This is a genomic window from Agrobacterium sp. GD03872 (genome assembly GCF_029840625.1).
Lineage (GTDB): Bacteria > Pseudomonadota > Alphaproteobacteria > Rhizobiales > Rhizobiaceae > Agrobacterium > Agrobacterium fabrum_A.
In genome coordinates, this window is sequence record NZ_JAOCCY010000020.1 from 51,417 (window position 1) to 75,293 (window position 23,877).

30 protein-coding genes are annotated in these 23,877 nt (G+C 61.8%); 11 read left to right on the forward strand and 19 right to left on the reverse strand.

From position 1 onward, the window contains the following. Positions 1 to 5: 5 nt before the first annotated feature. Positions 6 to 731, forward strand: coding sequence for an AzlC family ABC transporter permease (locus N5D22_RS24415; protein ID WP_024350797.1), 726 nt, complete (start codon positions 6 to 8; stop codon positions 729 to 731). After that, positions 728 to 1,024: an AzlD domain-containing protein gene (locus tag N5D22_RS24420; RefSeq protein WP_024350798.1), complete on the forward strand. Its 297-nt coding sequence runs from the start codon at positions 728 to 730 to the stop codon at positions 1,022 to 1,024. Before N5D22_RS24415 ends, N5D22_RS24420 begins: the two co-directional genes overlap by 4 nt. 105 nt (positions 1,025 to 1,129) lie before the next feature. Here N5D22_RS24420 and N5D22_RS24425 read toward each other — a convergent pair whose 3' ends face one another. The 7 genes from N5D22_RS24425 to N5D22_RS24455 form a co-directional block, all read right to left on the reverse strand. Continuing rightward, complete coding sequence (locus N5D22_RS24425; RefSeq protein WP_024350799.1) at positions 1,130 to 1,579, reverse strand: hypothetical protein; 450 nt, start codon at positions 1,577 to 1,579, stop codon at positions 1,130 to 1,132. A gap of 77 nt (positions 1,580 to 1,656) precedes the next feature. Then, positions 1,657 to 2,229 carry a hypothetical protein gene (locus N5D22_RS24430; protein ID WP_024350800.1) on the reverse strand — a complete coding sequence of 191 codons (573 nt, stop codon included), beginning with the start codon at positions 2,227 to 2,229 and terminating at the stop codon, positions 1,657 to 1,659. Between the two features lie 94 nt (positions 2,230 to 2,323). Further along, positions 2,324 to 3,292 (reverse strand): magnesium and cobalt transport protein CorA, encoded by a 969-nt coding sequence (locus N5D22_RS24435; RefSeq protein WP_024350801.1) that lies wholly within the window; start codon positions 3,290 to 3,292, stop codon positions 2,324 to 2,326. After that, complete coding sequence (locus N5D22_RS24440) at positions 3,289 to 3,993, reverse strand: glutathione S-transferase N-terminal domain-containing protein (RefSeq protein ID WP_024350802.1); 705 nt, start codon at positions 3,991 to 3,993, stop codon at positions 3,289 to 3,291. Before N5D22_RS24440 ends, N5D22_RS24435 begins: the two co-directional genes overlap by 4 nt. A gap of 134 nt (positions 3,994 to 4,127) precedes the next feature. Further along, a complete protein-coding gene (msrA, locus tag N5D22_RS24445; protein ID WP_024350803.1) occupies positions 4,128 to 4,667 on the reverse strand; it encodes a peptide-methionine (S)-S-oxide reductase MsrA in 540 nt (179 codons plus the stop codon). A 1-nt stretch (position 4,668) separates the two neighbouring features. Beyond that, complete coding sequence (gene msrB, locus N5D22_RS24450; RefSeq protein WP_024350804.1) at positions 4,669 to 5,112, reverse strand: peptide-methionine (R)-S-oxide reductase MsrB; 444 nt, start codon at positions 5,110 to 5,112, stop codon at positions 4,669 to 4,671. A 148-nt stretch (positions 5,113 to 5,260) separates the two neighbouring features. Beyond that, entirely contained in the window at positions 5,261 to 6,136 is an 876-nt protein-coding gene (locus N5D22_RS24455; protein WP_024588018.1) for a LysR family transcriptional regulator, read from the reverse strand. 225 nt (positions 6,137 to 6,361) lie between these two features. Here N5D22_RS24455 and N5D22_RS24460 point away from each other — a divergent pair, with 225 nt between their 5' ends. The 3 genes from N5D22_RS24460 to N5D22_RS24470 all read left to right on the forward strand — a co-directional run bounded on the left by N5D22_RS24460 (position 6,362) and on the right by N5D22_RS24470 (position 8,991). Next, entirely contained in the window at positions 6,362 to 7,588 is a 1,227-nt protein-coding gene (locus N5D22_RS24460) for a bifunctional alpha/beta hydrolase/OsmC family protein (protein ID WP_024350806.1), read from the forward strand. 28 nt (positions 7,589 to 7,616) lie between these two features. Beyond that, a complete protein-coding gene (gene msrA / locus N5D22_RS24465; RefSeq protein WP_029660570.1) occupies positions 7,617 to 8,153 on the forward strand; it encodes a peptide-methionine (S)-S-oxide reductase MsrA in 537 nt (178 codons plus the stop codon). A gap of 76 nt (positions 8,154 to 8,229) precedes the next feature. Beyond that, entirely contained in the window at positions 8,230 to 8,991 is a 762-nt protein-coding gene (locus N5D22_RS24470; RefSeq protein ID WP_029660571.1) for a ZIP family zinc transporter, read from the forward strand. A gap of 20 nt (positions 8,992 to 9,011) precedes the next feature. Here N5D22_RS24470 and N5D22_RS24475 read toward each other — a convergent pair whose 3' ends face one another. Continuing rightward, positions 9,012 to 9,506, reverse strand: coding sequence for a MarR family transcriptional regulator (locus tag N5D22_RS24475; protein ID WP_230450755.1), 495 nt, complete (start codon positions 9,504 to 9,506; stop codon positions 9,012 to 9,014). 311 nt (positions 9,507 to 9,817) lie between these two features. Beyond that, positions 9,818 to 10,519, reverse strand: coding sequence for a ribose-5-phosphate isomerase RpiA (rpiA, locus tag N5D22_RS24480; protein WP_024350810.1), 702 nt, complete (start codon positions 10,517 to 10,519; stop codon positions 9,818 to 9,820). 257 nt (positions 10,520 to 10,776) lie between these two features. Between rpiA and gap the strand changes: the two genes are divergently transcribed. From gap to N5D22_RS24505, 5 genes are all read left to right on the forward strand, one after another. Next, the gene (gap, locus tag N5D22_RS24485; RefSeq protein ID WP_024350811.1) at positions 10,777 to 11,784 is read left to right on the forward strand and encodes a type I glyceraldehyde-3-phosphate dehydrogenase; all 1,008 of its coding nucleotides are present in this window, start codon (positions 10,777 to 10,779) and stop codon (positions 11,782 to 11,784) included. 66 nt (positions 11,785 to 11,850) lie between these two features. Next, positions 11,851 to 12,147, forward strand: coding sequence for a hypothetical protein (locus N5D22_RS24490; protein WP_029660573.1), 297 nt, complete (start codon positions 11,851 to 11,853; stop codon positions 12,145 to 12,147). 92 nt (positions 12,148 to 12,239) lie between these two features. Next, positions 12,240 to 12,749 carry a MarR family winged helix-turn-helix transcriptional regulator gene (locus N5D22_RS24495; RefSeq protein WP_024350813.1) on the forward strand — a complete coding sequence of 170 codons (510 nt, stop codon included), beginning with the start codon at positions 12,240 to 12,242 and terminating at the stop codon, positions 12,747 to 12,749. A gap of 35 nt (positions 12,750 to 12,784) precedes the next feature. Continuing rightward, on the forward strand, positions 12,785 to 13,291 hold the full coding sequence (locus tag N5D22_RS24500; RefSeq protein WP_024350814.1) for a DUF417 family protein: 507 nt from the start codon (positions 12,785 to 12,787) through the stop codon (positions 13,289 to 13,291). Positions 13,292 to 13,302: 11 nt separating this feature from the next. Then, entirely contained in the window at positions 13,303 to 13,767 is a 465-nt protein-coding gene (locus tag N5D22_RS24505; protein ID WP_070154329.1) for a DUF6314 family protein, read from the forward strand. On the opposite strand, the gene N5D22_RS24510 is transcribed toward N5D22_RS24505, so the two are convergent. Together N5D22_RS24510 and N5D22_RS24515 are read right to left on the reverse strand one after the other, a co-directional pair. Further along, complete coding sequence (locus N5D22_RS24510) at positions 13,747 to 14,724, reverse strand: YeeE/YedE thiosulfate transporter family protein (protein WP_341462710.1); 978 nt, start codon at positions 14,722 to 14,724, stop codon at positions 13,747 to 13,749. The two genes, N5D22_RS24505 and N5D22_RS24510, sit on opposite strands and share 21 nt — an antisense overlap. A gap of 18 nt (positions 14,725 to 14,742) precedes the next feature. Next, positions 14,743 to 15,276: a MarR family transcriptional regulator gene (locus N5D22_RS24515; protein ID WP_024588022.1), complete on the reverse strand. Its 534-nt coding sequence runs from the start codon at positions 15,274 to 15,276 to the stop codon at positions 14,743 to 14,745. A gap of 213 nt (positions 15,277 to 15,489) precedes the next feature. On the opposite strand from N5D22_RS24515, the gene N5D22_RS24520 reads away from it, so the two are divergent. Then, on the forward strand, positions 15,490 to 16,392 hold the full coding sequence (locus N5D22_RS24520) for a LysR family transcriptional regulator (RefSeq protein WP_024350816.1): 903 nt from the start codon (positions 15,490 to 15,492) through the stop codon (positions 16,390 to 16,392). On the opposite strand, the gene N5D22_RS24525 is transcribed toward N5D22_RS24520, so the two are convergent. The 8 genes from N5D22_RS24525 to trbE form a co-directional block, all read right to left on the reverse strand. Next, entirely contained in the window at positions 16,389 to 16,625 is a 237-nt protein-coding gene (locus N5D22_RS24525) for a DUF2274 domain-containing protein (RefSeq protein ID WP_024350817.1), read from the reverse strand. The two genes, N5D22_RS24520 and N5D22_RS24525, sit on opposite strands and share 4 nt — an antisense overlap. Positions 16,626 to 16,627: 2 nt before the next feature. Beyond that, on the reverse strand, positions 16,628 to 17,848 hold the full coding sequence (locus tag N5D22_RS24530) for a TrbI/VirB10 family protein (RefSeq protein WP_029660576.1): 1,221 nt from the start codon (positions 17,846 to 17,848) through the stop codon (positions 16,628 to 16,630). Then, on the reverse strand, positions 17,845 to 18,894 hold the full coding sequence (gene trbG / locus N5D22_RS24535; RefSeq protein ID WP_024350820.1) for a P-type conjugative transfer protein TrbG: 1,050 nt from the start codon (positions 18,892 to 18,894) through the stop codon (positions 17,845 to 17,847). Before trbG ends, N5D22_RS24530 begins: the two co-directional genes overlap by 4 nt. Next, the gene (trbF, locus tag N5D22_RS24540; protein WP_024350821.1) at positions 18,891 to 19,574 is read right to left on the reverse strand and encodes a conjugal transfer protein TrbF; all 684 of its coding nucleotides are present in this window, start codon (positions 19,572 to 19,574) and stop codon (positions 18,891 to 18,893) included. Before trbF ends, trbG begins: the two co-directional genes overlap by 4 nt. Further along, the gene (trbL, locus tag N5D22_RS24545; protein WP_024350822.1) at positions 19,574 to 20,929 is read right to left on the reverse strand and encodes a P-type conjugative transfer protein TrbL; all 1,356 of its coding nucleotides are present in this window, start codon (positions 20,927 to 20,929) and stop codon (positions 19,574 to 19,576) included. The genes trbF and trbL overlap by 1 nt, the downstream gene beginning before the upstream one ends. A 4-nt stretch (positions 20,930 to 20,933) precedes the next feature. Then, on the reverse strand, positions 20,934 to 21,320 hold the full coding sequence (gene trbK-alt / locus N5D22_RS24550) for a putative entry exclusion protein TrbK-alt (RefSeq protein WP_070154328.1): 387 nt from the start codon (positions 21,318 to 21,320) through the stop codon (positions 20,934 to 20,936). 11 nt (positions 21,321 to 21,331) lie between these two features. Then, entirely contained in the window at positions 21,332 to 22,102 is a 771-nt protein-coding gene (trbJ, locus tag N5D22_RS24555; protein WP_029660577.1) for a P-type conjugative transfer protein TrbJ, read from the reverse strand. Further along, positions 22,099 to 23,877: conjugal transfer protein TrbE (trbE, locus tag N5D22_RS24560; protein ID WP_279658428.1), on the reverse strand; the 1,779-nt coding region annotated here is incomplete at its 5' end. The genes trbJ and trbE, both read right to left, overlap by 4 nt.

Genomic DNA, 23,877 nt, shown 5'->3' on the forward strand with positions numbered 1-23,877 from the left:
GTGTCATGGATGAGAGCGTGAACGCTCTAGCCGCGAGAAACGCATACGAGGCTAAACGGGGGGCGATCGCCATCCTCCCGTTGGCCTTGGGGGCCAGCGTGTACGGCTTGGCCTTTGGTTTCCTGGCCGTACAGGTAGGTTTCCCGTGGTGGGGCGTCGCGATCATGAGCGCCTCTACCCATGCGGGCTCTTCGCAAATCATCGCGGTTGAGCAGTTCGCTTCCACAGGTGTCGTGTTGGGCGCGGTTCTGGCCGGTGCGTCGCTCAACCTGCGCTATGTCGGCATCATCGCCTCTTTATCCGAGGTGTTGGCCGGCTTGTCGCTGAGGAAGAAGCTCTTCGCCATCCACATTACTGGCGACGAGAACTGGGCTTTGACGATGTCCGAGCGGGCGAAGTCCCCCGATGTCGGAGCACCATTCCTCATAGGCTCAGGGCTGGTGAACATCTCCATGTGGACAGCCTCCACGACGCTCGGGGCCTTGCTTGGCGCCGCGCTGCCCGATCTCGGACGCTTTGGCCTGAGCTTCGCGTTCACGGCGGCCTTCATTGCGATGGCGCGAGGTCTGTGGCGGGGACGTTCCCAAGTTCTGCCATGGACCATGGCCGCGGCAGCGACCATGGCCGTCATCTCGCTCGGCATGCCCAAAGCTTACGGGATCATCGTCGGCGCATTCTTCGGCTTGGTGGTGACCTTCTTGAAGCGCAGGATCGAGGCGGCAGCCCGATGAGCGCTTCGCACTGGGTTGTTGTCAGTTTGCTCGTTGTGGCTGCGTTTGCGATCCGGGTCGCCGGATTGATTGCCGGTGAACGAATTAGGGTTTCCAGGCAGGCTTGGGTTCTGGACGAGTTGCCTGGGCTGATCGTGGTCAGCTTGGTCGCGTCGTCGTTGATCGGTCAGCCACCTCCAACCTGGATCGCGGCCGGTGTCGCGCTGGGTGCAGCGATCGCCACGAACCAGGTCATCGTGGCGATGGTATTGGGAATGCTCGCCTACGCAGGTCTGGGGTGGCTTAGCTCGTAAGTGCCGATCATCTGAGAGAAGCGGCAATGGGGAGGCCGGAGGTCGTCCAGTAAGGCTGCGAACGTCGATGGCCCGCACTCACGATCCGAGGACCGCGGGTCCCGCCTACGCAACAGCCTCCACGGTCAAATCGCGGCCATTGAACTGCACCGTTTCCCCGGCTCGCGCGCCTTCGATCGCCTCGTAGATCGGGGCCATCGTCGAGATGCCCATCAGTTCCTGCCCATGACAAATGAACCTGCCAGTCGAGACCGAAATGACGAAGTGCTTACCGGACAGCTTGACGACGGCGCCTTCCGAGACTTCTGACTTTGGTCCAAAATCGATTGTCCGGAGTTTGTCGAGCTTATCAACATAGTCATCGAGAGTGTCATCGAGCGCCTCAGCAAAGTCGCTCGCCACCTCGGCTTGCGCCTGCTCGTCGTTCTCGATCGGCTCGCTGCGATCGAGGCGCGCGGTGGAGACGTAATCCAGATACTTCTTGCGAGCGCTTTGCAGCGCCGCGGTTTCAAGCGACAGCATTGTCTCGCGAATATGGTCCTTGTTCCAGTCCATCTCTGCCTCGTTATTTTTGACCTTAAGGGGCATCCCATCCATCGTTGGGGTCTGGGTTTTCCCGCGCTCCGCCGACATCATTCGTCGGTAATAACGTCTTCGCCCTGGTAGGGAATCCTGATCAGCCGGGGATCCCGAATAATGCTCGTCACGAGCCAGACGTATGATTGTTCTGCTGTATCGAAGCCGAGGATGCTGAAGGCTCCCCCGAACGGGCATGCCGGAAAGTCAGGGAAGCCTTCCCGCAAAACGTAACGCTCAGGGTCGCGATCAAACTCGCTTTTGTAGACTTTGCGCAGCCCATGCTTGCTCGGCACGTCGGCGTCACCGGCCGGAGCTGTTTCACGATGCTCAAGAAGCCGTTCGGACAGGTCACGGTGACATATCTCGTCGAACACATCGAAGGCATCGATAAGCAGACCTTTATGCTCGGTCGCCGGATCTGTGATGGCGTAGATGTTCGAAGCGTCTTCGGCTCCATCGCCGCTCTCAAGGCGTAATGCGGCATCGACACGAATGCTGCACGCGTCGAGGGTCGATCCGAGTTCGAGATCGACAAGAGCGCCGTCCTTCACACGGTACTCTCGGTCATAGCCCTTAGCCACGAAGGACTGTACGGCGTCCAGAACGTCTCTCACTTGAGTTGTCATCAATGCACCTCGAGTTCGGATTGTAGGGGTTGCGCGCCGACCGAAGGCGCGCTTTGGCTCCGCGACCGACCAGCACTGAAGATGCGGAGCACCATCATAGCCACTTGGCTCGCTTGAAGCGGACGAACAGGAAAAGACAGAACGTCAGCATTAGGCCGAGCACGACGAAATAGCCGTAAGCTGTGTCCAGCTCCGGCATGTTCCTGAAGTTCATTCCATATATGCCCGCGATGGCCGTAGGGACCGCGAGGATCGCCGCCCAGGCAGCGAGCTGGCGCGTGATGACGCCTGTCCTCTGCGCCTCAAGAAGGCTGCTGAATTCGAAGACCGTGGACAGCACCTGGAGGAGGCCATCGACCATGGACTGGACCCGATCGACATGGTCGGCGACATCGTTGAAGTACGGCCGCACCTCAGCGCTGATGCACGGGAAATGTCCGCGAACGAGCTTGCGCACCAGTTCCGCCATAGCGCCAAGGGTTCGCTGGAAACGCGTCAATTCGCATCGCAAGCCGAAGATGCGCGCGACCTCCGCCCGCCCCAGGAAGTCGTCGAGCGATCGCCTCTCCATCGCGAGCACGTCGTCCTCGATCATTTCGAAGATCGGCAGATACTGATCGACGATGCGGTGAAGGATGGCATGCAGGACGTAGTCGACACCCTTACCAAACTGAGCAGGCGAACCCTCAAGCTGCTCGCGAAGATTGCCAAGCGCTCCGGCGTTGCCGTGACGCACGGTGATCAGATGGTTGTGACCAGTGAAGATCGCGGTCTTGCCGTAGCGTATGCGGTCCCCAACCAGCTCGGCCGTCTGAGCGACGACGTAAAGCTCGCCGTTATAGACTTCGAGCTTCGGCGGGCACATCGGATGCATCGCGTTATCAATCGCCAATGGATGCAGATTGTAGGTCGACTGAAGCGCCCTGAGTTCGCTTTCCGAAGGCTCGCTGAGCCCAATCCAGCAGAAGCCAGATCGGTTCTTGTCGAGCTCAACCCGCTCGTCGATAGCGACTTCGCGGATGCGGCGACCCTCGTTGTAATAGTAAGCGGCGATGACGCTCATGCGGGCCTCGCAGGGATGACCAGGCCCCGCTGCACGGCTGGTCGAGCGAGGCCGCGATCCAACCAACCCCGGACGTTCCGGTGTTCGGCGATGCGCAACAGGTCGCCGGCGTCATAGGTGCTGACCAGGGCATTGACCCAGCCGAGCGTCGCGATGTCGGCGATGGAATAGTCGTCGACGATCCACTCGCGCCCATCCAGCTGGCGATCCAAGATCCCCAGCAGGCGCTTGGACTCGTCGGCGAACCGTTGCTGAGGCCGCTTGTCCTCGTAGTCCTTTCCGCCCCAACGCAGAAAGAAGCCCAGCTGACCGAACATCGGGCCGATCGCCGACATCTGGAAGAATACCCAACTCAGCACCTCATAACGCCTGGCTTGTCCCGGTGGAATCAATCGGCCCGTCTTCTCGGCGAGGTAAACGAGGATCGCACCGGACTCCCAAACGCCGAGCGGCTCACCATCGGGGCCTGACGGATCGATGATCGCAGGGATCCGCCCGTTTGGGTTCAGCGACACGAAAGCGGGGTCTTTGGCCTCGTTTGTGCTGATGTCGATAAAGTGGGGCTCGTATGGCAGGCCGGTCTCCTCGAGCATGATGGAGACCTTGACGCCGTTGGGCGTGGGCGCTGCATAGAACTGCAGGAGATCGGGATTGGAGGCAGGCCAGCGCTTGGTGATCGGATATGACGAAAGGTCTGGCATGCTGGGGCAATCCTACCAAATCGATGGCCGGCAAGCGGCATGACCGCTTGAGGGGCCGTACGAGGACCGCATCGTTCGCCGATGCGGTCCCATTGCTTGCGATGCAGAGCGCTATGTCGCGATAGGCGCTGCAGCTATTCTGCTGCCGCTCCGGTGGTAGGCTGGGTAGCATCAGCGTCTTGACGCTTGGGGAGCACCCAATTCGCGCGCGGGAAATGGCACGTGTAACCGCCCGGGCGCTTCTCGAGATAGTCTTGGTGCTCCGGCTCCGCTTCCCAGAAATCGCCGACAGGCTCGACTTCGGTGACGACTTTGCCGTCCCACAGTCCGGAGGCGTCGACGTCGGCGATCGTCTCCTCGGCGACCCGTTTCTGCTCATCGTCCACATAGTAGATGCCGGATCGATAGGAGAGGCCGCGATCGTTGCCTTGCCGATCTTTCGTCGTCGGGTCGTGGATCTGGAAGAAGTATTCCAGGATGTTACGGTAACTTGTCGCTGCCGGGTCGAAAATGATCTCGATCCCTTCAGCGTGAGTACCGTGATTGCGATAGGTGGCGTTCGGGACGTCGCCACCGGTGTATCCGACGCGGGTCGACACGATGCCGGGCTGCTTGCGGATCAGATCCTGCATGCCCCAAAAACATCCGCCTGCGAGAACAGCGCGCTGATGCATGTTACGCCTCCTCCACCTGATCGAGATATTCGCCGTAGCCCTCGGCTTCCATCTCATCGCGCGGGATGAAGCGAAGGGCGGCCGAGTTAATGCAATAGCGTAGTCCGCCACGGTCGGCCGGACCGTCGGGGAACACGTGGCCGAGATGGCTGTCGCCATGGACCGATCGAACTTCCGTCCGGACCATGCCGTGCGAACTGTCCCGCACCTCGTTCACGTGCGCGGGGACGATGGGCTTGGTGAAGCTGGGCCAGCCGGATTTCGACTCGAACTTGTCCGTCGATGCGAAAAGCGGCTCTCCGGACACGACATCGACGTAGATGCCCGGTTCTTTGTTATCGTTGTATTCACCGGTGAAGGCTCGCTCCGTGCCGTCTTCCTGGGTGATCCGGCGTTGCTCGGGGGTCAGGCGGTCGATCGCTGCCTGAGACTTTTCAAACTTCATGATCGTCTCCAATACTTGGTTTCAGGGCCAAGGCACATTACGGACATCTTATCTTGCTTGACGGTCACCTCGACTATCGCAGTGCCAATTATATTTATCCAATACGCTGTGCGTATAGTTTCGATAGCTCCGCTGTGATCAGCGGCGTTCAGTTCCACGCGTATCTGGCCGCCATCTGCGCGATCTTCCTGATCTCAACCGGCGCCGTGGAGCCAGAGACCGTCGCGATCACGACCTCTCGCTCGAGGACAAACCCATCGATCGGACGCGTAACCAAACCTTGGGCTGTAGCCGACCGCTCCGGAAGGATGCATATGGCCTCGCCGTCTGCGACGACCCGTTGCACCCAATCGTCACGATCGGACCGGAAGCGCGGCCGCATCAGTACCTCCCGTCGTGCGAAATGGTCTAGGATCTGCTCGCGAAACTCACACTTCAGACGATCAACGAACGGGAACTCCAACAAGTCCTCGCCTCGCACGATATCGCTCGCCGCGAGCGGGTGTTTCGCGGAACAGCCGAGTACGAAGCGCTCACGGAACAGAGGTCGCACATCAAGCTTGCGGTCCGGCCGCGTCTCGCGCGGCAGGATGCATGCGTGATACTTGCCCGACAGCACCTCCGATGTGTCTTCACTCGCCCCGAGCGAATGCATCTTGATCTCGATCGATGGCACTTCTGCCAACGCGCTTTCGAAGAAGGCTGTAAAAAGCTTCGGCCCGACGGTCGGGGCGACGGCGACGTCCAGCACCCGGTGCCTCCCCATGGCCCAGTTTTCAGAATGATGCCGAACACTTTTCATCGCGACTAACATGCGCCGAAACTCAGCCTCCACGTCCTGGCCAAGGCCGGTGAGACGGCTGTTCTTCCCATCGCGATAAATGAGCGGACCGCCGAGCTCTTCCTCCAAGCGGCGGATCGCGCGTGTCAGGCTTGGCTGGGACACACCGCTCAACCGCGCCGCTGCTGTAAAATTCAGCGTCTCGGCCAAGTTGATGAAATAGCTGACCTGATTGAGTTCCATAGCCCTTCGGCCTGCACGCCGTGAATGATGCCGCTTCAGGACCGGTCTTTTCGACCGCCACCAGAAGTATGCGCGACGCATATAATCACGCTTTAGGGGCTTGTCTATATGCGCCACGCATATAAAAAGAATGTCTTGGACGGCTAGTCCGGGCCTGATGGCGCTTCCGCCAGGGCCCAAGGGTTCCGGTGCACCCACTAAGTCGCCGTGGGAGGCTCGACGCTTATGACAGGAAGACCGTTCACGTTTCCCGGTGGTGGAGGCTCTGATCTAGCCGGGTATTTGGAGGCGCCCGAAGGTACGCCTCGCGGCTGGGCTATTTTCGCCCATTGCTTCACTTGCGGGAAAGACAGCCGCGCCGCCGTGTACATCGCACGCGCCCTCTCGCGGGCTGGCATCGGCGTCTTGCGGTTCGACTTCGCCGGCACCGGGATCGAGAGTTCTGCGGATGAAGCGATAAGCTTCGCTTCCGACGTCGATGATCTTAAGGCCGCCGCGGAGGCCATGGCTGTCGCCGGTAAGGCCCCCTCCCTCCTTGTCGGACACAGCCTGGGCGGCACGGCTGCGATCGTAGCCGCCGCCGACTTGCCGGATATCGCAGCGGTAGTGACGATCGGCGCCCCGGCTGATCTTCAGCATATATTGCGCGTCTTTCAACCTGCCGACCTAGACGCGATAGCGAGCGAGGGCGAGGCATCGGTGGAGATTGCTGGCAGGCCCTTCCTGATCCGCCGCAGTTTCCTTGAAACGGTCGACGAAGTGGACATCGAGAGGTCTATCGCTGCCCTTCGACGTCCGGTGCTTGTGATGCATTCACCGGTGGATCAAGTCGTGGGTATCGAGCACGCCTCGCGCATCTTCGTCGCGTCGCGCCATCCCAAGAGCTTTGTTTCGCTCGACACGGCCGATCACCTTCTCACCGATGTCGAAGATGCGAACTACGCCTCAGCTATGGTCGCAGCGTGGGCAAGCCGCTTCCTGCCGCCGCTCGCGGCGGACCTTCCGCAAGTCGAGTTAGCGAATGGAGTCGTGGCGTCGGAAACGTTGGCGGGGAAGTTCCAACTCACGGTCCGTAGTGGCGAGCACACGCTGTTCGCCGATGAACCAGAATCGGTCGGAGGTCTCGGCAGCGGCCTGTCTCCTTACGAACTGGTGTCGGCCGGACTGGCCGCCTGCACGGTGATGACAATGCGTCTTTACGCGAACCGCAAAGGCTTCCCGCTGGAGCGAGCGACGACGACCGTGCGACACGAGAAAGTGGCGGACATGATGCCTCCCGACCGCTTCACGCGCACCGTCTCTCTCGATGGGCCGCTCAGCGATGAACAGCGGGCGCGCATTCTGGAAATCGCGGATCGGTGTCCGGTCGACCTGACACTCGTCCGAGGCTCGGATGTGCAGACCGAACTTTCGAGCGATGCGCAGCCTGCAGGTGCGGCGCCGGCGAACTGATGTGGTGCACAGAGCGGAGGTTGATCGAATGCAGAGTCTGCCCACTACTGACCAGACGCCGACGCGAACCGAGCGAGCGATACTTGCGGGTGGGTGTTTCTGGGGCCTCGAAGATTTACTTCGCCGCGCGAAGGGCGTCGTGACGACGCGTGTCGGCTACATCGGCGGCGAAATGCCGGACCCGACTTACACGAGACACCATGGTCATGCGGAAGCGGTGGAGGTCACGTTTGATCCTTCGATACTGACATATCGTGCTCTCCTGGAACTCTTCTTCCAAATCCACGATCCGACGACATACGAGCAACAAGGTAACGACGTCGGACCAAGCTATCGGTCCGCGATTTTCTACACGTCTGAGAAGCAGATGGACGTTGCTCTGGAGACAATCGCCGAGATCGAAGCGTCGGGGCGCTGGCCGGGACCTGTCGTATCCGAGATCAACCCGGAAGAGCCGTTCTGGGAGGCCGAGCCAGAGCATCAGAAGTACCTCCAGCGTCGACCCGGCGGCTATAGCTGCCACTTCGAGCGACCGGCCTGGCGATTGGACCGAGCGAAACGATGAGCACGCAGGGACGGTCATCAACGATACGGACGCTAAGGCGCTCGCCCCGCGTCGCTAGGTCAGCCGGGTTCTTGCGATGATACCCGAATACGTAATCGCCGGCTTGTGGGGGCTTTTGTCAGGAAGCGGACTTCTGGTGGGGGCGGTTCTTGCGGACGTGCTGTACGGGCGACTCACTCACCGCATGATCTCAGCGGTGATGGGCTTCGGTGGTGGTGTGTTGATTGCCGTGGTCGCTACCGAACTCATCGGTGATCGCGTGTCGGCTGGCCTGGGACCCTTAGCGATCTTTGCGCTGCTCGCAGGGGCCGCAATCTTCAGCGGCACAAACTGGTTTCTCTCTCGCAGGGGCGCGAAGCATCGAAAGCGATGCGGTGAATGCACCGAGCAGGCCACTGAACAGGAGCACCGCGGTAGCGGTGCTGCGATTGCGCTTGGCAGCGTCCTCGACGGCATTCCAGAGGCCCTCGTGATTGGGATGTCCGTGGCTGGTGGAGGCAGGATCAGCCTTGCAGTAGTGGCAGGCTTCTTTTTGGCTAATGTGCCACAGGGTCTATCGAGCACTTCCGGAATGAAGGTCGCGGGCCGATCGCGAAGCTATATCTACGCGGTCTGGATCGGTATTCCGCTACTTGTCTGCATCGCCGCCGGTACGGGAAACCTTCTGCTCGGCTCGGCGTCCACTCAAGCCCCTGCCATTCTGTCGTTCGCAGCCGGCGCGGTCATCGCGATGCTGGCGGAGGCTATGATTCCCGAAGCTTTCGAGAAGGCGCCGCCGTTCATAGGCCTGATCACGGTCGTGGGGTTTCTGGCGGCGTATCTCATCGCTCAACACTGAAACCTGCGACTTCCGGAGCTCTAAGCCTCGCCGCCGTTCTCGCGGTCTACGCCGCGCTCGTGCAACTCGGCATCGATCGGGCAATTCGTGCAGCCCTCGTAACAGCACAAGCGGCAGATGCGGTAGGAATGCTCGAGGTTTTCCAGGCGATCGCGCAGCACGCGTTCAGCAATGCTATAAAGAGCGTCCAACTCGGTAGGGGTGAGGATCGATAGTCCCTCAGCGATCACCTTGTCTCGCGAGGCCAGGACCGCATCGCTCGCGACCTTGCCAGCCTCTGTAAGATGGAGGGACCGCGTGCGCCCGTCAGTCGAATGCTCACGCCGCTCGACCAATCCCTCCGTCGACAAACGGTCCACCAAGCGGACGGTCGCGGCATGGGAAAGTCCCACCCCAACTGACAGCATGCGGATCGATAGCCCTGGCTTATGGGCAATCAACGCAAGCGCCGAGGCGGCGGGTCCAGCTTCTGGCGCCCGCGATGAACTAGCGCGAACGATGTCGTCGCTGATCATGAGTGCGAACGCCCCGAAGATATTTCGATCTCGAGGTCCATCCATTGCCCCATCTATATGTGCGCGAAGCATAGACAGCAAGCCATACCCCTGCGGCGCCGGGGGATTCTGGCAAGCCGAAAGGTGCGCCTTTACAGTGGCTTAGGATATGCTGCGGATGGCGCGGACGATTGGAATACAGGACTTCGATCGTCGGGACACACAAAATGGCGATACCTGGCGGCTATAGATCGGGGTGGGCTGTCGTGATTTTGGCTGCCCGACGGCCGAATCACATCACGCCTGCGCCAGGTGCCACCCCTCGTCGGCACCTAACGGAGGGATCCGGGGGCTTGCTCTCTGAGATGCACCTCGACCGTCTCACCGCGTCCGACCACCACAGTGTCAATCTCGCTGAGAAACAAGCCGTGCTCCATTACGCCGGGGATGGCATCGATCGCTCCGGCGATCTCGATCGGCCTAAGGGCCTTGCCGAAGGCTGCATCCAAGATGTGATTGCTCTGGTCTGTGATGAATGGTTCTCCGCCGACCGAGCGAAGCGTCACACTGGCTCCGAGGTTGGCAAGATGCGTTCGAACGAACTCGCTCGCGAAGGGCACGACTTCGACCGCCAAAGGAAACCCGCCGAGTCGTTGAACGACTTTGCTAGCGTCTACGATCACGATCATCCGGCTAGAAGCGGCGGCCACGACCTTCTCTCGGAGCAAGGCGCCGCCGCCGCCTTTGATCGCCTGAAAGTGGCAGTCGATCTCGTCAGCGCCGTCGATCGTGAGGTCTATCGAACTGAACTGCTCAAAAGGAACGAGCGGCACCGCGAGACGACGAGCCAACATTTCGGTCGCTCGGGAGGTGGCGACAGCGGTGATGCGAAGGCCCTGCCGAATGCGGTCGCTCAGGCTCTTAATGGCATAGGCTGTTGTGCTTCCGGTCCCAAGGCCAACGAACATGCCGTCTTCGATCTCGTCGACTGCTCTAGCCGCAGCCAGCCTCCTCTCTTCTTCTTGGGTAAACATCAACGCCACTTCATCTCGCCGGTATGCGTGCCTTCACCAGGTCGATTGTGAAACCGGGCGGCGCAAACCTAATCCTCCATGCCGACATTGCCTCGTTGACCTGCAGCCAACAGACGGATAGGTCTATGCGTGGCGCATACATAATGAGGATGGTCTGATCGGCAAGCTTTCGCTGCTGGAGACGACCACCGCGTGCCAGGCGGCACTGAGCGAAGTGCGTATGCCGTAGCCAGTTCGGCGAACCAGGGGACACAGGCATGACGGTCAAGGTCGCAATCAACGGTTTCGGTCGGATCGGACGACTGGCCTTACGGTCGATCGTCGAACTACGGCGTGATGACATCGAGGTGGTTGCGATCAACGACCTCGGGCCGGTTGCTACGTTGGCGCACCTCCTGAAGTACGATTCAGTTCACGGCCCCTTTCAAGGATCGATAGCCACCGGCGAAGACTGGATCGACATCGGGTCCGGTAAAATCAAAGTGTTTTCGGAGCGCGATCCATCAAAGCTTCCGCATAACGAGCTTGGAGTCGACGTGGCGCTCGAATGCACGGGTTTGTTCACCTCCAAGGAGAAGGCTGAATCGCACATCCGTGCAGGAGCAAAGCGCGTGCTCGTCTCCGCGCCCAGCGAGGGCGCAGACAAGACGATCGTCTTCAAGGTCAATCACGAAACGCTGACAACCGAAGATGTCGTCGTATCGAATGGCTCATGCACCACGAATGTCCTCGCGCCCGTCGCGAAGATACTGAACGATCTATGTGGCATTGAGCGGGGCTACATGACCACGGTTCACGCCTATACCGGTGACCAACCGACGCTGGATACGGTGCATAAGGATCTCTACCGCGCACGGGCAGCCGCGCTGTCGATGATCCCAACCTCGACCGGAGCCGCGAACGCAATCGGACGCGTGCTGCCAGAACTGAAAGGCAAGCTCCATGGCTCGTCAATCCGCGTGCCAACGCCGAACGTATCGGTCGTCGATCTCGCTATTTCCGCATCCCGGGAGGTGACGATCGACGAAGTGAACGACGCCATTCGTCAGGCTGCGAGTGGTCCGATGAGTGGGGTGCTCGCATTCACGACAGAGCCTCTGGTGTCTGTGGATCTGACCCACCGGACCGAATCCTCGATCGTCGCGCTCCCCCAGACCGATGTCGTCGATGGCCGGATGGTTCGCGTGCTTGCTTGGTACGACAACGAGTGGAGCTTCGCGACACGCATGGCGGATGTCGCCGTGGTGATGGCGAAGCTCATCTAGCGGATCGGTTGCGGGAAAGGTCGTATCTTGGCGACAGGATGCGTTCGCGAAACGGAGGCATTAAACATGAATGGGCCACTAGCACGTGCAGCGAGAGCGCTCATTCAGTGGCCGCGATCACATGTCGCCAAGATCGCAGGCTTGGAGGAAGAGGCGCTAGCTCAATTCGAAGCCGGCGCCAGCGTGTTTGCAGCCTCGGATTTGACGCGGCTGCGGGACGCGCTCGAACGCGGCGGCGCGGTTTTCATCAGCGAGGACAATAGCGGAGGGCTCGGCGTAAGGCTCAAGTTCAACGCCAAGGATGTGCGTGCGATCAATCGGATGGAGGGCGAAGGTGGGCCGGTAGGCACCGACGACGTCTAAGCCTTCCAGCGAACGCTTGTACTCCGGCACGAGGCTCGACACCGGCCCACAGATATTGTATGCGCGACGCATATATTGCGTGAGTCGCGGCGATGGATGACCCCTCGGATCGCTTGATCAACATCTTTGGCGCGCTGTCTCAAGCGGTGTCTGACCGCGTGCGCTTGGCGATCGCTGAAGCATTCAATGCGGGGGGCGAGACGGCCGCGGCTTTGATCGCGATCGGTCACGCGCCAGGAATGTCGATCGGCCAGGTACGGCAAACTCTCCGGCTTTCGCATGCAGGTGCAGTTCGCGTCGTCGAGAGGCTAGGCGAGCAAGGCCTGGTGGCGAAATCGCCGTCGCCCTCTGACCGCCGGGTAGTTCATGTCTCGCTGACCTCGCGTGGTCAGGTGGAGCGGACCAAGCTGCTAGGTCTGCGGAACGCGGCGGTGTCCGAGCTGCTGAGCAAAGTGTCGGCTGACGATCGCGTCGTGCTGGAGCGGGCCGCGGACAACATCCTGTCGTCGCTGTTCTCGGACCTCCACGGCGGCTTGGCAATCTGTCGTCTGTGCGATCAGGCCCGGTGTGCCGATTGCCCAGTCGGCCACCATCGTCCGTGACGCCCTGACGATCATCCCCTTTTGAGGAGTTCGATATGAGTATTTTCGATCGGTATGAATTGCTTGTGCCCGAGCGCAGTCGGAAGGAACTGGCGCTGTTGAGATGGGCGCTCGTGATCGTTTTCTCTTGGTTCGGCGCGATGAAATTCACGGCTTACGAGGCCGATGGCATCGCCCCTTTCATCGGCCATAGTCCGATCATGAGTTGGCTGGGTATGTTCGGGGTACAGGGCCAAAGTTACTTTGTCGGCGTCATCGAGCTGTCGACCGCAGTCGTGCTGGCCTTAGGGGCTTTCCGCCCATCCTTCTCAGCGCTTGGCGCGCTTATGTCGGCGGCGACCTACTTCATCACCCTGACCTTCTTTTTTACGACGCCTGGGGTCGGGGAGCCGACTGCCGGAGGCTTTCCTGCGATATCCGCCGCTCCTGGCCAGTTTTTGCTGAAGGACGCAGTTTTGCTTGCGGCATCACTTGTGCTGCTGTTTGCGTCGGTCCAACCCAAAAATGAGCGCCTTGGGCCGATGACCATCGATCGGTCGTGAACATAGGCACGATGGTCTTGGACACGCTCCGTGGAGAGTGGGCGCTTCGTCGCAACGTCGATCCGACGGGCGAACAACTGATTGGCGACGCGGATTTCGCTTCGACAGGTGAATCCGCGCTCACCTATCGAGAAAGCGGGATACTTCGGCTTCGGGATGGCCGCGAACTCTCAGCGTCTCGGCAATATCGGTACTGCGCGGTCGGCCACCGAGTAGACGTTCAGTTCGCAGACGGACCGAACACCGGGAAGCTGTTTCTCAACCTTGCATTCTCGCGCAAGAATTGGGGGTACGAGGCAACAGACACCCACTTCTGCGGTGACGACGCCTATCACGCTTTTTACCGAATTCTCGACGCAGGATCTTTCGAGACAGTTATCAGGGTCATTGGTCCACGAAAGGCGTACGACCTGCGGAGCCGGTACTCAAAGGTGTCACGAACGACGCCGGACCGTCTACTTTTTCCCCTGGCCTGACGCGCCGTTCCTGGCCAGTCTGTCACGCGCTTCGAATCCGAAAACGATCGTGGTCGTCATCACGAGGTAGGCGACTATGCCGCCCGGAGAAAGCGTAGGCATTGCGGCAAGGATTAAAGCGTCGTTGCCACCGGGTATCAGGCCGATGCCTATTCCCATCAACGCGCCGCCGGCGATCGACCGCAGGATGCCGGCGGCCGTCGGCCGCTGGAAACGCAAGCGACCCTGGCGCACGGATGCCGTGATGGCTCCCGCAACTGAGGCAATGACCGCAACCAGTGCGACCTCGCCTGTTGGCGACATTCGAAGAGGAAGGCCGCGTTGGATAAGGTCAGCGAATGTCCATGCTGGCGAAAGCGCGTAGAGAAGCCCACCAGTGATACCGAGGCCGATCATTGAAGCGCCAAATGCCCAGCTCTGCCTTCTTCGCGGTGGGGTCTTCCGCGATACGAAGATCACCGCCAGCGCGAGCACGACGGCTAAGGCAAGAAGCGTCGCGGCCCCAGGGACACTCGGCCTAGCGATGAAACTTGGCCATGTCGCGACGGCGCCAAACCGGCCGAAATCAGCGGCCAAGATGCCGATTGCCAGTCCGGCAGGAAGGGCAAGCAACCGCATCTCTCCATCCCCTAACCGTGCCAGTGAACCTAGCAGGCAGGTGTCATTTATGAGCGCGCCGAGGCCGAAGGCGATGGCGCCGATGATGAGGAGGCCGTTGACGCTCGTCGAGAGTGGGAGGGTCGCGTTCAGCGTCCCCGACCAAGCGAGCGGTATCGCAATAAGGCCAGCAGCCGCAGACGCCGCAACAAATCCGACGAACATTCTTGGTCGGCGCCGTTGCTGCAACTCATGAGCCGCTACGACCAAGCACGTGCCGCCTCGGTTCGCAGAATACCCGAACCAGAAGGCCAGTATGCATATGAGAAAGTCGAACGCGATCGATGCCAAAGATATCAAGCCTGCCTCGGTTTCTCGTCAGCCCTTGTGCGAAGGGCGCCGGCGCAGCTGGCGGGCGGGCTGAGATGCATTTTCAGCCGGTGTCTGTCCCCGGTAGCCAACCACGGGCCACATAGTTTCGACACCAGATTTCTCGTAACCGTTTGCGATAAGGAGCCGCTCGGACAATCGGCCTAGTTTGTTCAGGTCAGCCGGCGACAGCGGCGAGACACACGCTGCAATCACTTGTTCGCGCGCTCTGAGCAGAGCGCCGGTCATTTTCACACCTGCATTGGTCAAGTGGATAAAGCGCGCCCTCTTGTCCGCCGTGTGTCGCCGCCTTTCCACCAGGTGATCGGATTCGAGCCTATCGATCAATCGGACCGTTCCCGCATGCGAAAGCCGGATCCGGCTCGCAAGGACACTGATAGGTAATCCCGGCTCGAAGCTAAGGAAGACCATCAATGCAGCCGCGGGGCCGCTCGGCGAAAGCGAGGCTGATGCGCTCGCGATGCTGTCAGCTACCGCGAGCGCAAGTGCACCAAAATGATATTTGGCGGCCTCGGGCTCCATCCGGAAAGAATATATGCGTCACGCATAGACATCAAGCGCTCGAATATGTATGACCGGCGCATACATCTATCACGGATTCGGAGATGGTCATGCTCACTGATGGGCTCGGCTTGGATTCCCCATCTGAGATCGAAAAGCGGGGCCTCCAGCAAAGGCTTTGGAGCATCGCGCGCTGCTCGTGCGAACGGAAGCCGGGAACCGGGAATGCGCGTCATGCCTGATCTGACGCTCGATCTTCGATACCTTAAGTATGCTATCCATGTCGCCGAAGCGGGTAGTTTCCGCAGGGCGGCGGATCGCCTTTCGATATCGCAATCAACGGTCAGCCGCCGCGTTCAGATGCTCGAACGGCAGCTTGGCGTTTCCCTGTTCAAGCGCACGCGATCGGGCGCTGGATTGACGCCGGAAGGAGAGCGATTTCTGCAGCAAGCTGCGGTCGGGGCGAGGTATCTTCGCGAGGCCGCCACTGAGATGCGATCGGTCCGTAAACTTACGACTGGACTAGTCAGGTTCGGGATGCTCGAGGCGTTTCCGGCATGTCCCATAATCGACCTCTTGGCGACCTTTAGACAGCGACACCCGACGATCGAGGTGAAGCTCGAAGAAGGCACGTCAGAGCAGAACACCCTCGGCGTGGAGCGCGGGCTGCTAGACGCGGCGATCAGCCTGGCCGCAACGAAGGGCCCTCCGTTTCAGATTCGACGGTTGTGCGAACCCGACCTCTTCGTTGCCCTATCACCCATACACCAACTCGCGTCGCGACCGCGGCTCGCCTGGGAGGACGTTTGCGACGAAGTCTTTCTTGTCCGCTCCGATGGTGCCGGGCGCGAACTCGCAGCTATTCTCCGGCGGATGCTGGGCGCTGCCGAAGAGGCGATCCAACTGTCTATCCAGCAGGTCAGCAGGGAAACACTTCTGACCATGGTCGAGCAAGGCTTCGGGCTGACGATAACGAGCGTCGTGCATCGGCCTGATATTGCATTGGTTCCGCTCACACCCGCGCGGGCGCCGACGGCGGCTATGATTTCGTCGAGCGATAACGACAATCCGGCTCTGCCGCTGCTGCTGAAGTGCTTCGATGTCCTGCCAGCCTTCACGCGGAGCAGCGCCAGCTAATCGGAGGCGTTCTGGGTCTTCGTACGCCTAGCCTTCGAGAACCCTCGATCGGTTGCGATGAACCGCTGCAACATCGGTACGATCAACCGCGCGGGCTCGACAGCAGGCATACCTTGTTCGCGCCCTAACAAATCCGCGTAGTCGGAAAGGTCTTGGTGGAGAGCCGCCGGCAGCTCCACCTGAACCTTGATCGGCTTCTCGTCGGCGATGGGACCTAGCTTGAGCTTCGACATCATCAGCCCCCATAAGGTTCGAGAACGAGATCACGGGTCACGACGACACGGACAGGAAATCCCGGCCGGATCGTCAATGTTGGAGCCACGTTGAGCTGCCGTCTGACGATCTGCTGACCGGCATCGTTGATCGTGTCTTGACCGCCATTCCGGATCGCCTGGATGAGACGGTCGTCATTGTCGGCGGCGAGCTCGGCGCCGACTCCGAGAAGAGTCGACAGACCGGCGGCCTTGGCAAGATCCCACCAGTGGTAATCGACGCCATCCTGCAGGCCGGCATAGCCTTCGACGTCTGCGCCGGGCTGGCGCTCGAGCACTATCGAACGGCCATTTGGGAAGATCAGTCGATTCCAGACTAGCAGGACGCGGCTTTGACCGAATTGCACATTGTTATCGTACTGGCCGATAATGCGCGTGCCTTGTGGCACGAGCAGAATGCGCCCTGTCGGGCTGTCGTAGATGTTTTCGGTCACCTGAGCGGTGATCTGGCCCGGGAGGTCGGATCGGATGCCGGTTATAAGAGCTGCCGCGATAACTGCGCCGGCCTGAAGTACATTTGGCGACGCTGGAGCAACGACGCGATCGGGCGACACCGTCCGTCGATCGGTCGCTGCGTTCAGGAAAGCGTTCTGACGCTCCTGCGCGGAGGGTGTGGCCGGCGGAGGTGCGAGGCCGAGGCTCGCCAAATCCGGAGCGTGCGGGAGTGCTGGGGCAGCTCCCGCTGCAGCGGGAGCGCCCCGGCTGTCCGATCCGGAGAAGAGGCGGCTGGTCCGCGCGGTCTCGATCTCCTGAAGGCGGCGCTGCTCTTCCGCGCTGATACCGGGGTTGGGTGTGGCGATAACGGGAGCGGGCACCGGCTGTCCGCGATCCTGGGTGCTGAGGATCGGTCGGCCGAGGTCACCGGGAAGGGGCGGACCGAGTTGGGGCACGCCACTGTAATCTCGCGGCAGGCCGGCCAAGCCCTCAGCCGTCGAGCGATTCTCGGTCGAATAGAGTTCGTCGTTGGGCCGACCGGCGTCGCGCGTCTGGAGCGCGTAGAGCAGTGCACCACCAAGGCCGACGCTGGCGACAAGACCAAGGCCGGCGAGGACCTTGCGCGATAGTCGAGTGACGCGGGGCGGTTCGGCGCGCAGACGCATCGGCGCTGGCCCGACCGGCTCGCCGGTCAGGGGCTGTGCATCATCGTCTGGCACTTCCTCATTTGTGGGCGAGTTCGCGCTCACGAGGTGGGCCTCCCGTCTGTTCGGACGATCCTGACGCGCTTCTGCTCGCGACCGGAACCGAACCGCAGTTCCGCCGCCGCGAAGAGTCGATCGACGATCATGTGGTGGCCGCGAACGCGGTAGTTCACCAGTTCTGAGGTGTTGCCCTCGGGCCCGACGACGAAGAGCGGCGGCATCTCGCCCTGACCAATGCCTCGCGGAAACTCGATGAAGACCTGGCGACCGTCGTCGAAGGCGCGCAGTGGGCGCCAAGGAGCGCGGTCACCCTCGATGGCATAGCGGAAATTGACGTTCGCGAGATCGACACCGCTCGCAACCGGTTGAGCGGCCTGCGCGTCGGCATTCTGCCGGCGCAGCGCGATGAGTTGATCCTGCGGATACTGCCAGGACACTGAAGCCATGTAGGTTCGCTCTGTCGACCGCAACTCCATGTGATAGGTGCGCATGTTGGTGTTGATGACCAGGTTCGTCATCAGGTCGGCCCGTGTGGGCTTCACGAGGATGTGGATCTGGCGCGTCGCGCCCGATCCGCTCTCGGTGTCGCCGATGATCCAGCGCACCGTGTCCCCGGCCGCAACAGGGCCTGCGCCGACGAGCTGTTCGCCGGGCTGAAGCGCGATGTCGGTGATCTGACCGACAGCGGTATATACCTGATAGAGCGCGCCTTGCGTCCAGGGATAGACCTGCATGGAGTTGATGAAGCCGTCGCGCACCGGCTGGACGCGGGCCGCCTCATTAGCCTGGTTGACGCGCGCCGTTGGGTTGGCGGGCTCGGGCGCGCGTCGCGTCTCCGGCACACGCTGCAACTGGCCGGGTAGCGGCAGCGGCCGCGGCAGTTCGACCACGGTGACGGGCGCTGGCGGATCGACGGTCTGCACGGCGGGAGCCGCGTTGTCGTAGGAGATCTCGGGCGGTGGGTTCGTGGTGGCGCAGCCCGCGAGCGCAGTTGTCGCCAGCAGGACCATCGGGATTGCGGCTCGGCGGAGAGCCGGGATTACAAGTGCGTGTGAAGCCGGGTTTCCGGCTTTACGGAAAGACGGCTTCATTGCCCAAGCTCCCGTGACCAATTGATGGCGTTGACATAGATGCCGAGCGGATTTGCCCTCAGCCGATCGGCGTTGCGGGGGACCTGCACGACGATCGTCAGGATCGCGGTCCAGCGCGTGGTCTCGGCGAGCTGGCCGTTCTCATAGCGGCGCTCGACCCAGGCGACGCGGAAGCTGTCGGGCGAGGCGCGGATGACGCTTGAGACATCGACAGCAACCTGCTGTCGGCCGACCCGCGTGAACGGGTCGTTCGAGCGAGCATAGTCGTTGAGCGCCATGGCGCCGCGATCAGTTGTGAAGTCGTACGCCCGTAGCCAGTTCTGACGCACGATGATCGCGTCCGCCGGGATGCTGCGAACCTGTTCGATGAAGCGCGCGAGATGAAAGGCGATTTGTGGATCGGTGGGCCGGAAGTCGGCCTCGGCGGGTGCGACCGCCTGGGACTGACCCAGTCGATCGACCTGCACGACCCACGGCACGACGGTCCCGCGAGCTGATTGCACGACGAGGGCGGTGGCGAACCCCGCCGTAAGGATCAGCGAGCCGAAAGCCATCAGCCGCCAGTTTTTCGCCTGGATCCTGGAGGCCCCGATCCGATCGTCCCAGACTTGGGCAGCACGTTGATACGGCGTCTCCGGCTCGGGTGCCTTGCCGTAGTGAGTGGATGGTCGTTTGAACATTAGCGGTCGCCTTGAGTCAGATTTACCGAGGAACCGCCGCCATGGGCGTCGCCAGAGCGGACGGCATGAGCCGTGGCCTGGGCGGCGTGAGTCATTTGCTGGGACCGGCGCATTCTCTGCGCCCAAGCCGGCGGCCCGCCAGCGCTCGCAGGCGCCGCGCCATCGCTGGCGGCATCACCCCCTATTGAGCCCATGGTGGATGTTCCGCCTGTCGCTTCGAACGCCGCTTTGCCGCCTGCGTTGAAGCTTGACCTCATTGTGTCGGCAGCGCGCGATGCGGCACGGCGCAGAGGTGAGACAGCCGCGCTGCCGCCTGCACGCGCAACGCCTCCGAGGCCGGAGGCCACCCCGGCCGCGCCGGACTGTCCGGCTGCGCCAAGGCTGTAGGCTGTGGACGCTCCACCCGCGATGGCGGCGCCACCACGAGCTGCGGCTGCCGCACCGCCTGCCAAGGCCGCGCCGCCGGAGGCTGCTGCACCGACGGCGCCGGCGCCAAGAGCGACCACGCCGCCCGCTGCGAGGCCGGTTCCTATCGCCGCGCCTGCACTGAGCTGCGGGCCGCCAGAAACGAGCCCGGTGGCGATTCCGGGACCAAAAATGCCGAGGCCGAGAAGTGACAACGCGGCCAGCACGATCGCCATGGCTTCGTCGATCGACGGATTCTGCCCGCCAAAACCGGAAGTGAACTCTGAGAAGAGCGTTGACCCGATGCCGATGATGACAGCGAGGACCAGAACCTTGATGCCGGAGGAGATGACGTTGCCGAGCACGCGCTCGGCCATAAACGCGGATTTGCCGAACAGGCCGAACGGGATCAGGACGAAGCCGGCGAGCGTCGTCAGCTTGAATTCAATGAGGGTGACGAACAGCTGGATGGCGAGAATGAAGAAGGCGAGCAGGACCAGCGCCCAGGCAAGAAACATGCAGGCAATCTGGATGAAGTTCTCGAAGAACGACCAGTAGCCCATCAGGCTGGAGATGGAGTCGAGCAATGGTCGACCGGCGTCTAGGCCGGTCTGCGCGACTCTTCCCGGGCGCATGAGGTCCGCAGTTGAAAATCCGGTGCCACTCGCCTTCAGCCCGAGACCGGCGAAGCTCTCGAAGACGATACGTGCGAGGTTGTTCCAGTTGCCGATGATGTAGGCGAAGACGCCGACGAAGAGCGTTTTCTTCACCAGCCGCGCCATGATGTCGTCGTCGGCGCCCCAGCTCCAGAACAGTGCCGCGAGCGTCACGTCGATGACGATCAGGGTCGTGGCGATGAAGGCGACCTCTCCGCTAAGCAGGCCGAACCCGCTGTCGATGTAGCGAGTGAAGACCTCGAGGAAGTGGTCGATGACGCCGGTGTTGCCCATGATGCTATCGCGCTTCGTTGATCTGTGGCGTGCTCGGCGCGGTCGGCGCGTGATCTTGCGCGTCTGTCCCTCGTGGTTGAGGGCTGAAGACGTCACCGATGGGTGATGCTACGTCCGGCAAGCGCTCGACGGGACGAGAACCGGGCGCGAGAAAGCGGTGTCGGTTCTCGGCCCAGGCCCGGCGGCAGGCGGGGTCTCGCGGACCTTCTTCACCGAGTGCCTGGCAGCGGATGAGCGCGTCGCGCAGGGGATCCGCAGTTTCTTGAGGCGTTCGTCCGGACGACCAAGCCTCAGGCACTTCCTCTTTCCGGGACATCTCGATCGCGGTCGCGGTGACCGCAACCGCGACGAAAATCACGGCGCCCATCCGAGCGACCAATTTGCCGTCCACGGTCGGTCCTCTCAATTGCCGTTCGGGAACATGCGCGCATTGCCCGGCTGGTAGCCGCTGCCGGGCGTGAGAAAGCGACGGCGCTGCTCACGACCCTGTTCCGCCGCTGCGGCGCGCTCGGCTTCGGATAGGCTCTGAGCGCGCCCGTTAGCGGCGACGACGGCGGTGAGGTCGGCGAGCTGTTGGGCCTGCAGTGCGAGCAGTTGATTGCCGGCCTGCGTCGCCTGCAACGCCCCCGTCGCGCCCTGGCTTTGGCCGATAAGCGCTGACATCTCCGTACGGTTGGTGTCGATGTTGCCGACAACACCCGCCTGGACTCGCATAGCGTCCTGCAGACCACCGACAGTGTTCTGCCAGCGCTCCCGCGCCTGTGTGACGAGCGCCTGATCCGAGGCGGACATCGAGGCATTGCCATAGGTGGTCTGGAATGCTCGGTCGATCTGTTGGACGTTAAGGGCTATCCCCTGCGCCTCGCTCAGAAGCTGTTGCGTCCGCTGAACCGACTGTTGAAGCTGCTGAAGCGAAGAGTGCGGGAGGCTGGCAAGATTGCGCGCCTGATTGATCAGCATCTGAGCTTCGTTCTGAAGCTGAGTGATCTGCTGATTCACCTGCTGGAGGGTCCGCGCCGCAGTGAGGACGTTCTGGGCATAGTTCGTTGGGTCGTAGACGATCCACTGAGCGGCAGCCGGGGTGCTGAGGACCGGTGAAAGTGCGAGCGGGACCGCGAGGAGTGCGGCCGTCACGCGCAGTGCGCGACTGTGGGTTTGAATCAGACGTGTCATGGACGTGCCTCCGGGTCTTGTTGATTGACGTTGGTGAGGTCGGTGATCAGGTCGGCAGCCCAGTCGAGTCGGTTGGCCGCCAGCCACTCGGCGAGGAATCCCCCGGTGCCGCTTCGGGCGTGGACGTCGGCGATCATCGCTTGATGCTGTTTGGATGAGGCTGCGCACAGCGCCAGGGCCACATCCGACAGGCCCAGCTCGAACAGGCGATTGCCCCGTCGCGACTGGCAGTAATAGTCTCGCTTGGGCGTTGCCCGCGCGAGGATTTCGATCTGCCGGTCGTTGAGACCGAAGCGGCGGTAAATAGCGGTGATCTGCGGCTCGACCGCGCGCTCGTTCGGCAGGAGGATGCGCGTTTGGCAGCTCTCGATAATCGCCGGCGCTATCGCAGAGCCGTCGATGTCGGAGAGCGACTGGGTGGCGAAGATGACGCTGGCGTTTTTCTTGCGCAGCGTCTTCAGCCATTCGCGGAGTTGTCCGGCGAAGCCGTCGTCGTCGAGGGCGAGCCAACCTTCATCCACGATCAGGAGTGTCGGCCGGCCGTCGAGGCGGTCCTCGATGCGATGGAAGAGATAGGCGAGCACCGCTGCCGCTGCACCGGTGCCGATCAGACCTTCGGTCTCGAAAGCCTGGACATGCGCCTCGCCGAGATGCTCGGCCTCAGCGTCCAACAGCCGGCCATAGGGGCCGCCGACGCAGTAGGGTCGCAGCGCCTGTTTCAGGTCATTGGACTGGAGAAGGACCGACAGCCCGGTCAACGTGCGCTCGGCGACCGGCGCTGACGCCAACGACGAAAGCGCCGACCACAGATGCTCCTTGACCTCGGGCGTGACCGGCACGCTCTCTCGGGAGAGGATCGCGATCAGCCAGTCGGAGGCCCAGGCGCGCTCGGCGACGTCGTCGATGCGGGCGAGCGGCTGGAGCGACACACTCTCCTCGGAACCCTCAGTCAAACCGCCGCCGAGATCATGCCAGTCGCCCTGCATGGCGAGCGCCGCGGCGCGGATCGATCCGCCGAAGTCGAAGGCGAAGACCTGAGATTGTTGATAGCGGCGGAACTGGAGCGCCATGAGTGCGAGAAGCACCGATTTACCGGCGCCGGTCGGCCCGACGATCAGCGTATGACCGACATCGCCGACGTGGATGGAAAGCCGGAACGGGGTCGAGCCCTCCGTTCTGCCGTAAAGCAGTGGGGGTGCATCGAAGTGCTCGTCCCGTTCCGGTCCCGCCCACACCGCTGACAGCGGGATCATGTGAGCGAGATTCAATGTGCTGATGGGCGGCTGGCGGACGTTGGCGTAGACATGCCCGGGGAGTGAGCCCAGCCAGGCGTCGACAGCATTGATGGTCTCAGTCATCGCCGTGAAGTCGCGGCCCTGAATGACCTTCTCCACCAGCCGGAGCTTCTCGGCCGCGACGCGGGGATCATCGTCCCAGACGGTGATGGTCGCGGTCACGTAGGCTTGGCCGGCATAGTCGGCGCCCAGTTCCTGTAGCGCCATATCAGCGTCAGCGGCCTTGTTGGCTGCGTCAGTGTCAACGAGCGCCGATGCCTCGTTGGTCATCACCTCCTTGAGAATGGCGGCGATCGACTTGCGCTTTGCGAACCACTGCCGCCGGATCTTTGTCAGCAGCTTGGTCGCGTCGGTCTTGTCGAGCAGGATCGCTCGGGTCGACCAGCGATAGGGAAAGGCAAGTCGGTTCAGCTCGTCGAGGATGCCGGGCGTCGTCGCGGTCGGGAAGCCGACGATAGTGAGGATGCGTACGTGCGCATC

What these genes read in the sequence shown, in the direction of transcription:
- gap (WP_024350811.1), top strand. Translation starts at nt 10,777, where the DNA reads ATGACGGTCAAGGTCGCAATCAACGGTTTCGGTCGGATCGGACGACTG.
- N5D22_RS24500 (WP_024350814.1), top strand. Translation starts at nt 12,785, where the DNA reads ATGAGTATTTTCGATCGGTATGAATTGCTTGTGCCCGAGCGCAGTCGG.
- N5D22_RS24440 (WP_024350802.1), bottom strand. Translation starts at nt 3,993, where the DNA reads ATGCCAGACCTTTCGTCATATCCGATCACCAAGCGCTGGCCTGCCTCC.
- N5D22_RS24525 (WP_024350817.1), bottom strand. Translation starts at nt 16,625, where the DNA reads ATGTCGAAGCTCAAGCTAGGTCCCATCGCCGACGAGAAGCCGATCAAG.
- trbJ (WP_029660577.1), bottom strand. Translation starts at nt 22,102, where the DNA reads ATGACACGTCTGATTCAAACCCACAGTCGCGCACTGCGCGTGACGGCC.
- N5D22_RS24505 (WP_070154329.1), top strand. Translation starts at nt 13,303, where the DNA reads ATGGTCTTGGACACGCTCCGTGGAGAGTGGGCGCTTCGTCGCAACGTC.
- trbG (WP_024350820.1), bottom strand. Translation starts at nt 18,894, where the DNA reads ATGAAGCCGTCTTTCCGTAAAGCCGGAAACCCGGCTTCACACGCACTT.
- trbF (WP_024350821.1), bottom strand. Translation starts at nt 19,574, where the DNA reads ATGTTCAAACGACCATCCACTCACTACGGCAAGGCACCCGAGCCGGAG.
- N5D22_RS24470 (WP_029660571.1), top strand. Translation starts at nt 8,230, where the DNA reads ATGATACCCGAATACGTAATCGCCGGCTTGTGGGGGCTTTTGTCAGGA.
- N5D22_RS24520 (WP_024350816.1), top strand. Translation starts at nt 15,490, where the DNA reads ATGCCTGATCTGACGCTCGATCTTCGATACCTTAAGTATGCTATCCAT.
- N5D22_RS24420 (WP_024350798.1), top strand. Translation starts at nt 728, where the DNA reads ATGAGCGCTTCGCACTGGGTTGTTGTCAGTTTGCTCGTTGTGGCTGCG.
- N5D22_RS24460 (WP_024350806.1), top strand. Translation starts at nt 6,362, where the DNA reads ATGACAGGAAGACCGTTCACGTTTCCCGGTGGTGGAGGCTCTGATCTA.
- rpiA (WP_024350810.1), bottom strand. Translation starts at nt 10,519, where the DNA reads ATGTTTACCCAAGAAGAAGAGAGGAGGCTGGCTGCGGCTAGAGCAGTC.
- N5D22_RS24490 (WP_029660573.1), top strand. Translation starts at nt 11,851, where the DNA reads ATGAATGGGCCACTAGCACGTGCAGCGAGAGCGCTCATTCAGTGGCCG.
- N5D22_RS24430 (WP_024350800.1), bottom strand. Translation starts at nt 2,229, where the DNA reads ATGACAACTCAAGTGAGAGACGTTCTGGACGCCGTACAGTCCTTCGTG.
- N5D22_RS24415 (WP_024350797.1), top strand. Translation starts at nt 6, where the DNA reads ATGGATGAGAGCGTGAACGCTCTAGCCGCGAGAAACGCATACGAGGCT.
- N5D22_RS24435 (WP_024350801.1), bottom strand. Translation starts at nt 3,292, where the DNA reads ATGAGCGTCATCGCCGCTTACTATTACAACGAGGGTCGCCGCATCCGC.
- N5D22_RS24475 (WP_230450755.1), bottom strand. Translation starts at nt 9,506, where the DNA reads ATGATCAGCGACGACATCGTTCGCGCTAGTTCATCGCGGGCGCCAGAA.
- N5D22_RS24425 (WP_024350799.1), bottom strand. Translation starts at nt 1,579, where the DNA reads ATGGACTGGAACAAGGACCATATTCGCGAGACAATGCTGTCGCTTGAA.
- msrA (WP_024350803.1), bottom strand. Translation starts at nt 4,667, where the DNA reads ATGCATCAGCGCGCTGTTCTCGCAGGCGGATGTTTTTGGGGCATGCAG.
- msrA (WP_029660570.1), top strand. Translation starts at nt 7,617, where the DNA reads ATGCAGAGTCTGCCCACTACTGACCAGACGCCGACGCGAACCGAGCGA.
- N5D22_RS24515 (WP_024588022.1), bottom strand. Translation starts at nt 15,276, where the DNA reads ATGGAGCCCGAGGCCGCCAAATATCATTTTGGTGCACTTGCGCTCGCG.
- trbL (WP_024350822.1), bottom strand. Translation starts at nt 20,929, where the DNA reads ATGGGCAACACCGGCGTCATCGACCACTTCCTCGAGGTCTTCACTCGC.
- msrB (WP_024350804.1), bottom strand. Translation starts at nt 5,112, where the DNA reads ATGAAGTTTGAAAAGTCTCAGGCAGCGATCGACCGCCTGACCCCCGAG.
- N5D22_RS24455 (WP_024588018.1), bottom strand. Translation starts at nt 6,136, where the DNA reads ATGGAACTCAATCAGGTCAGCTATTTCATCAACTTGGCCGAGACGCTG.
- N5D22_RS24495 (WP_024350813.1), top strand. Translation starts at nt 12,240, where the DNA reads ATGGATGACCCCTCGGATCGCTTGATCAACATCTTTGGCGCGCTGTCT.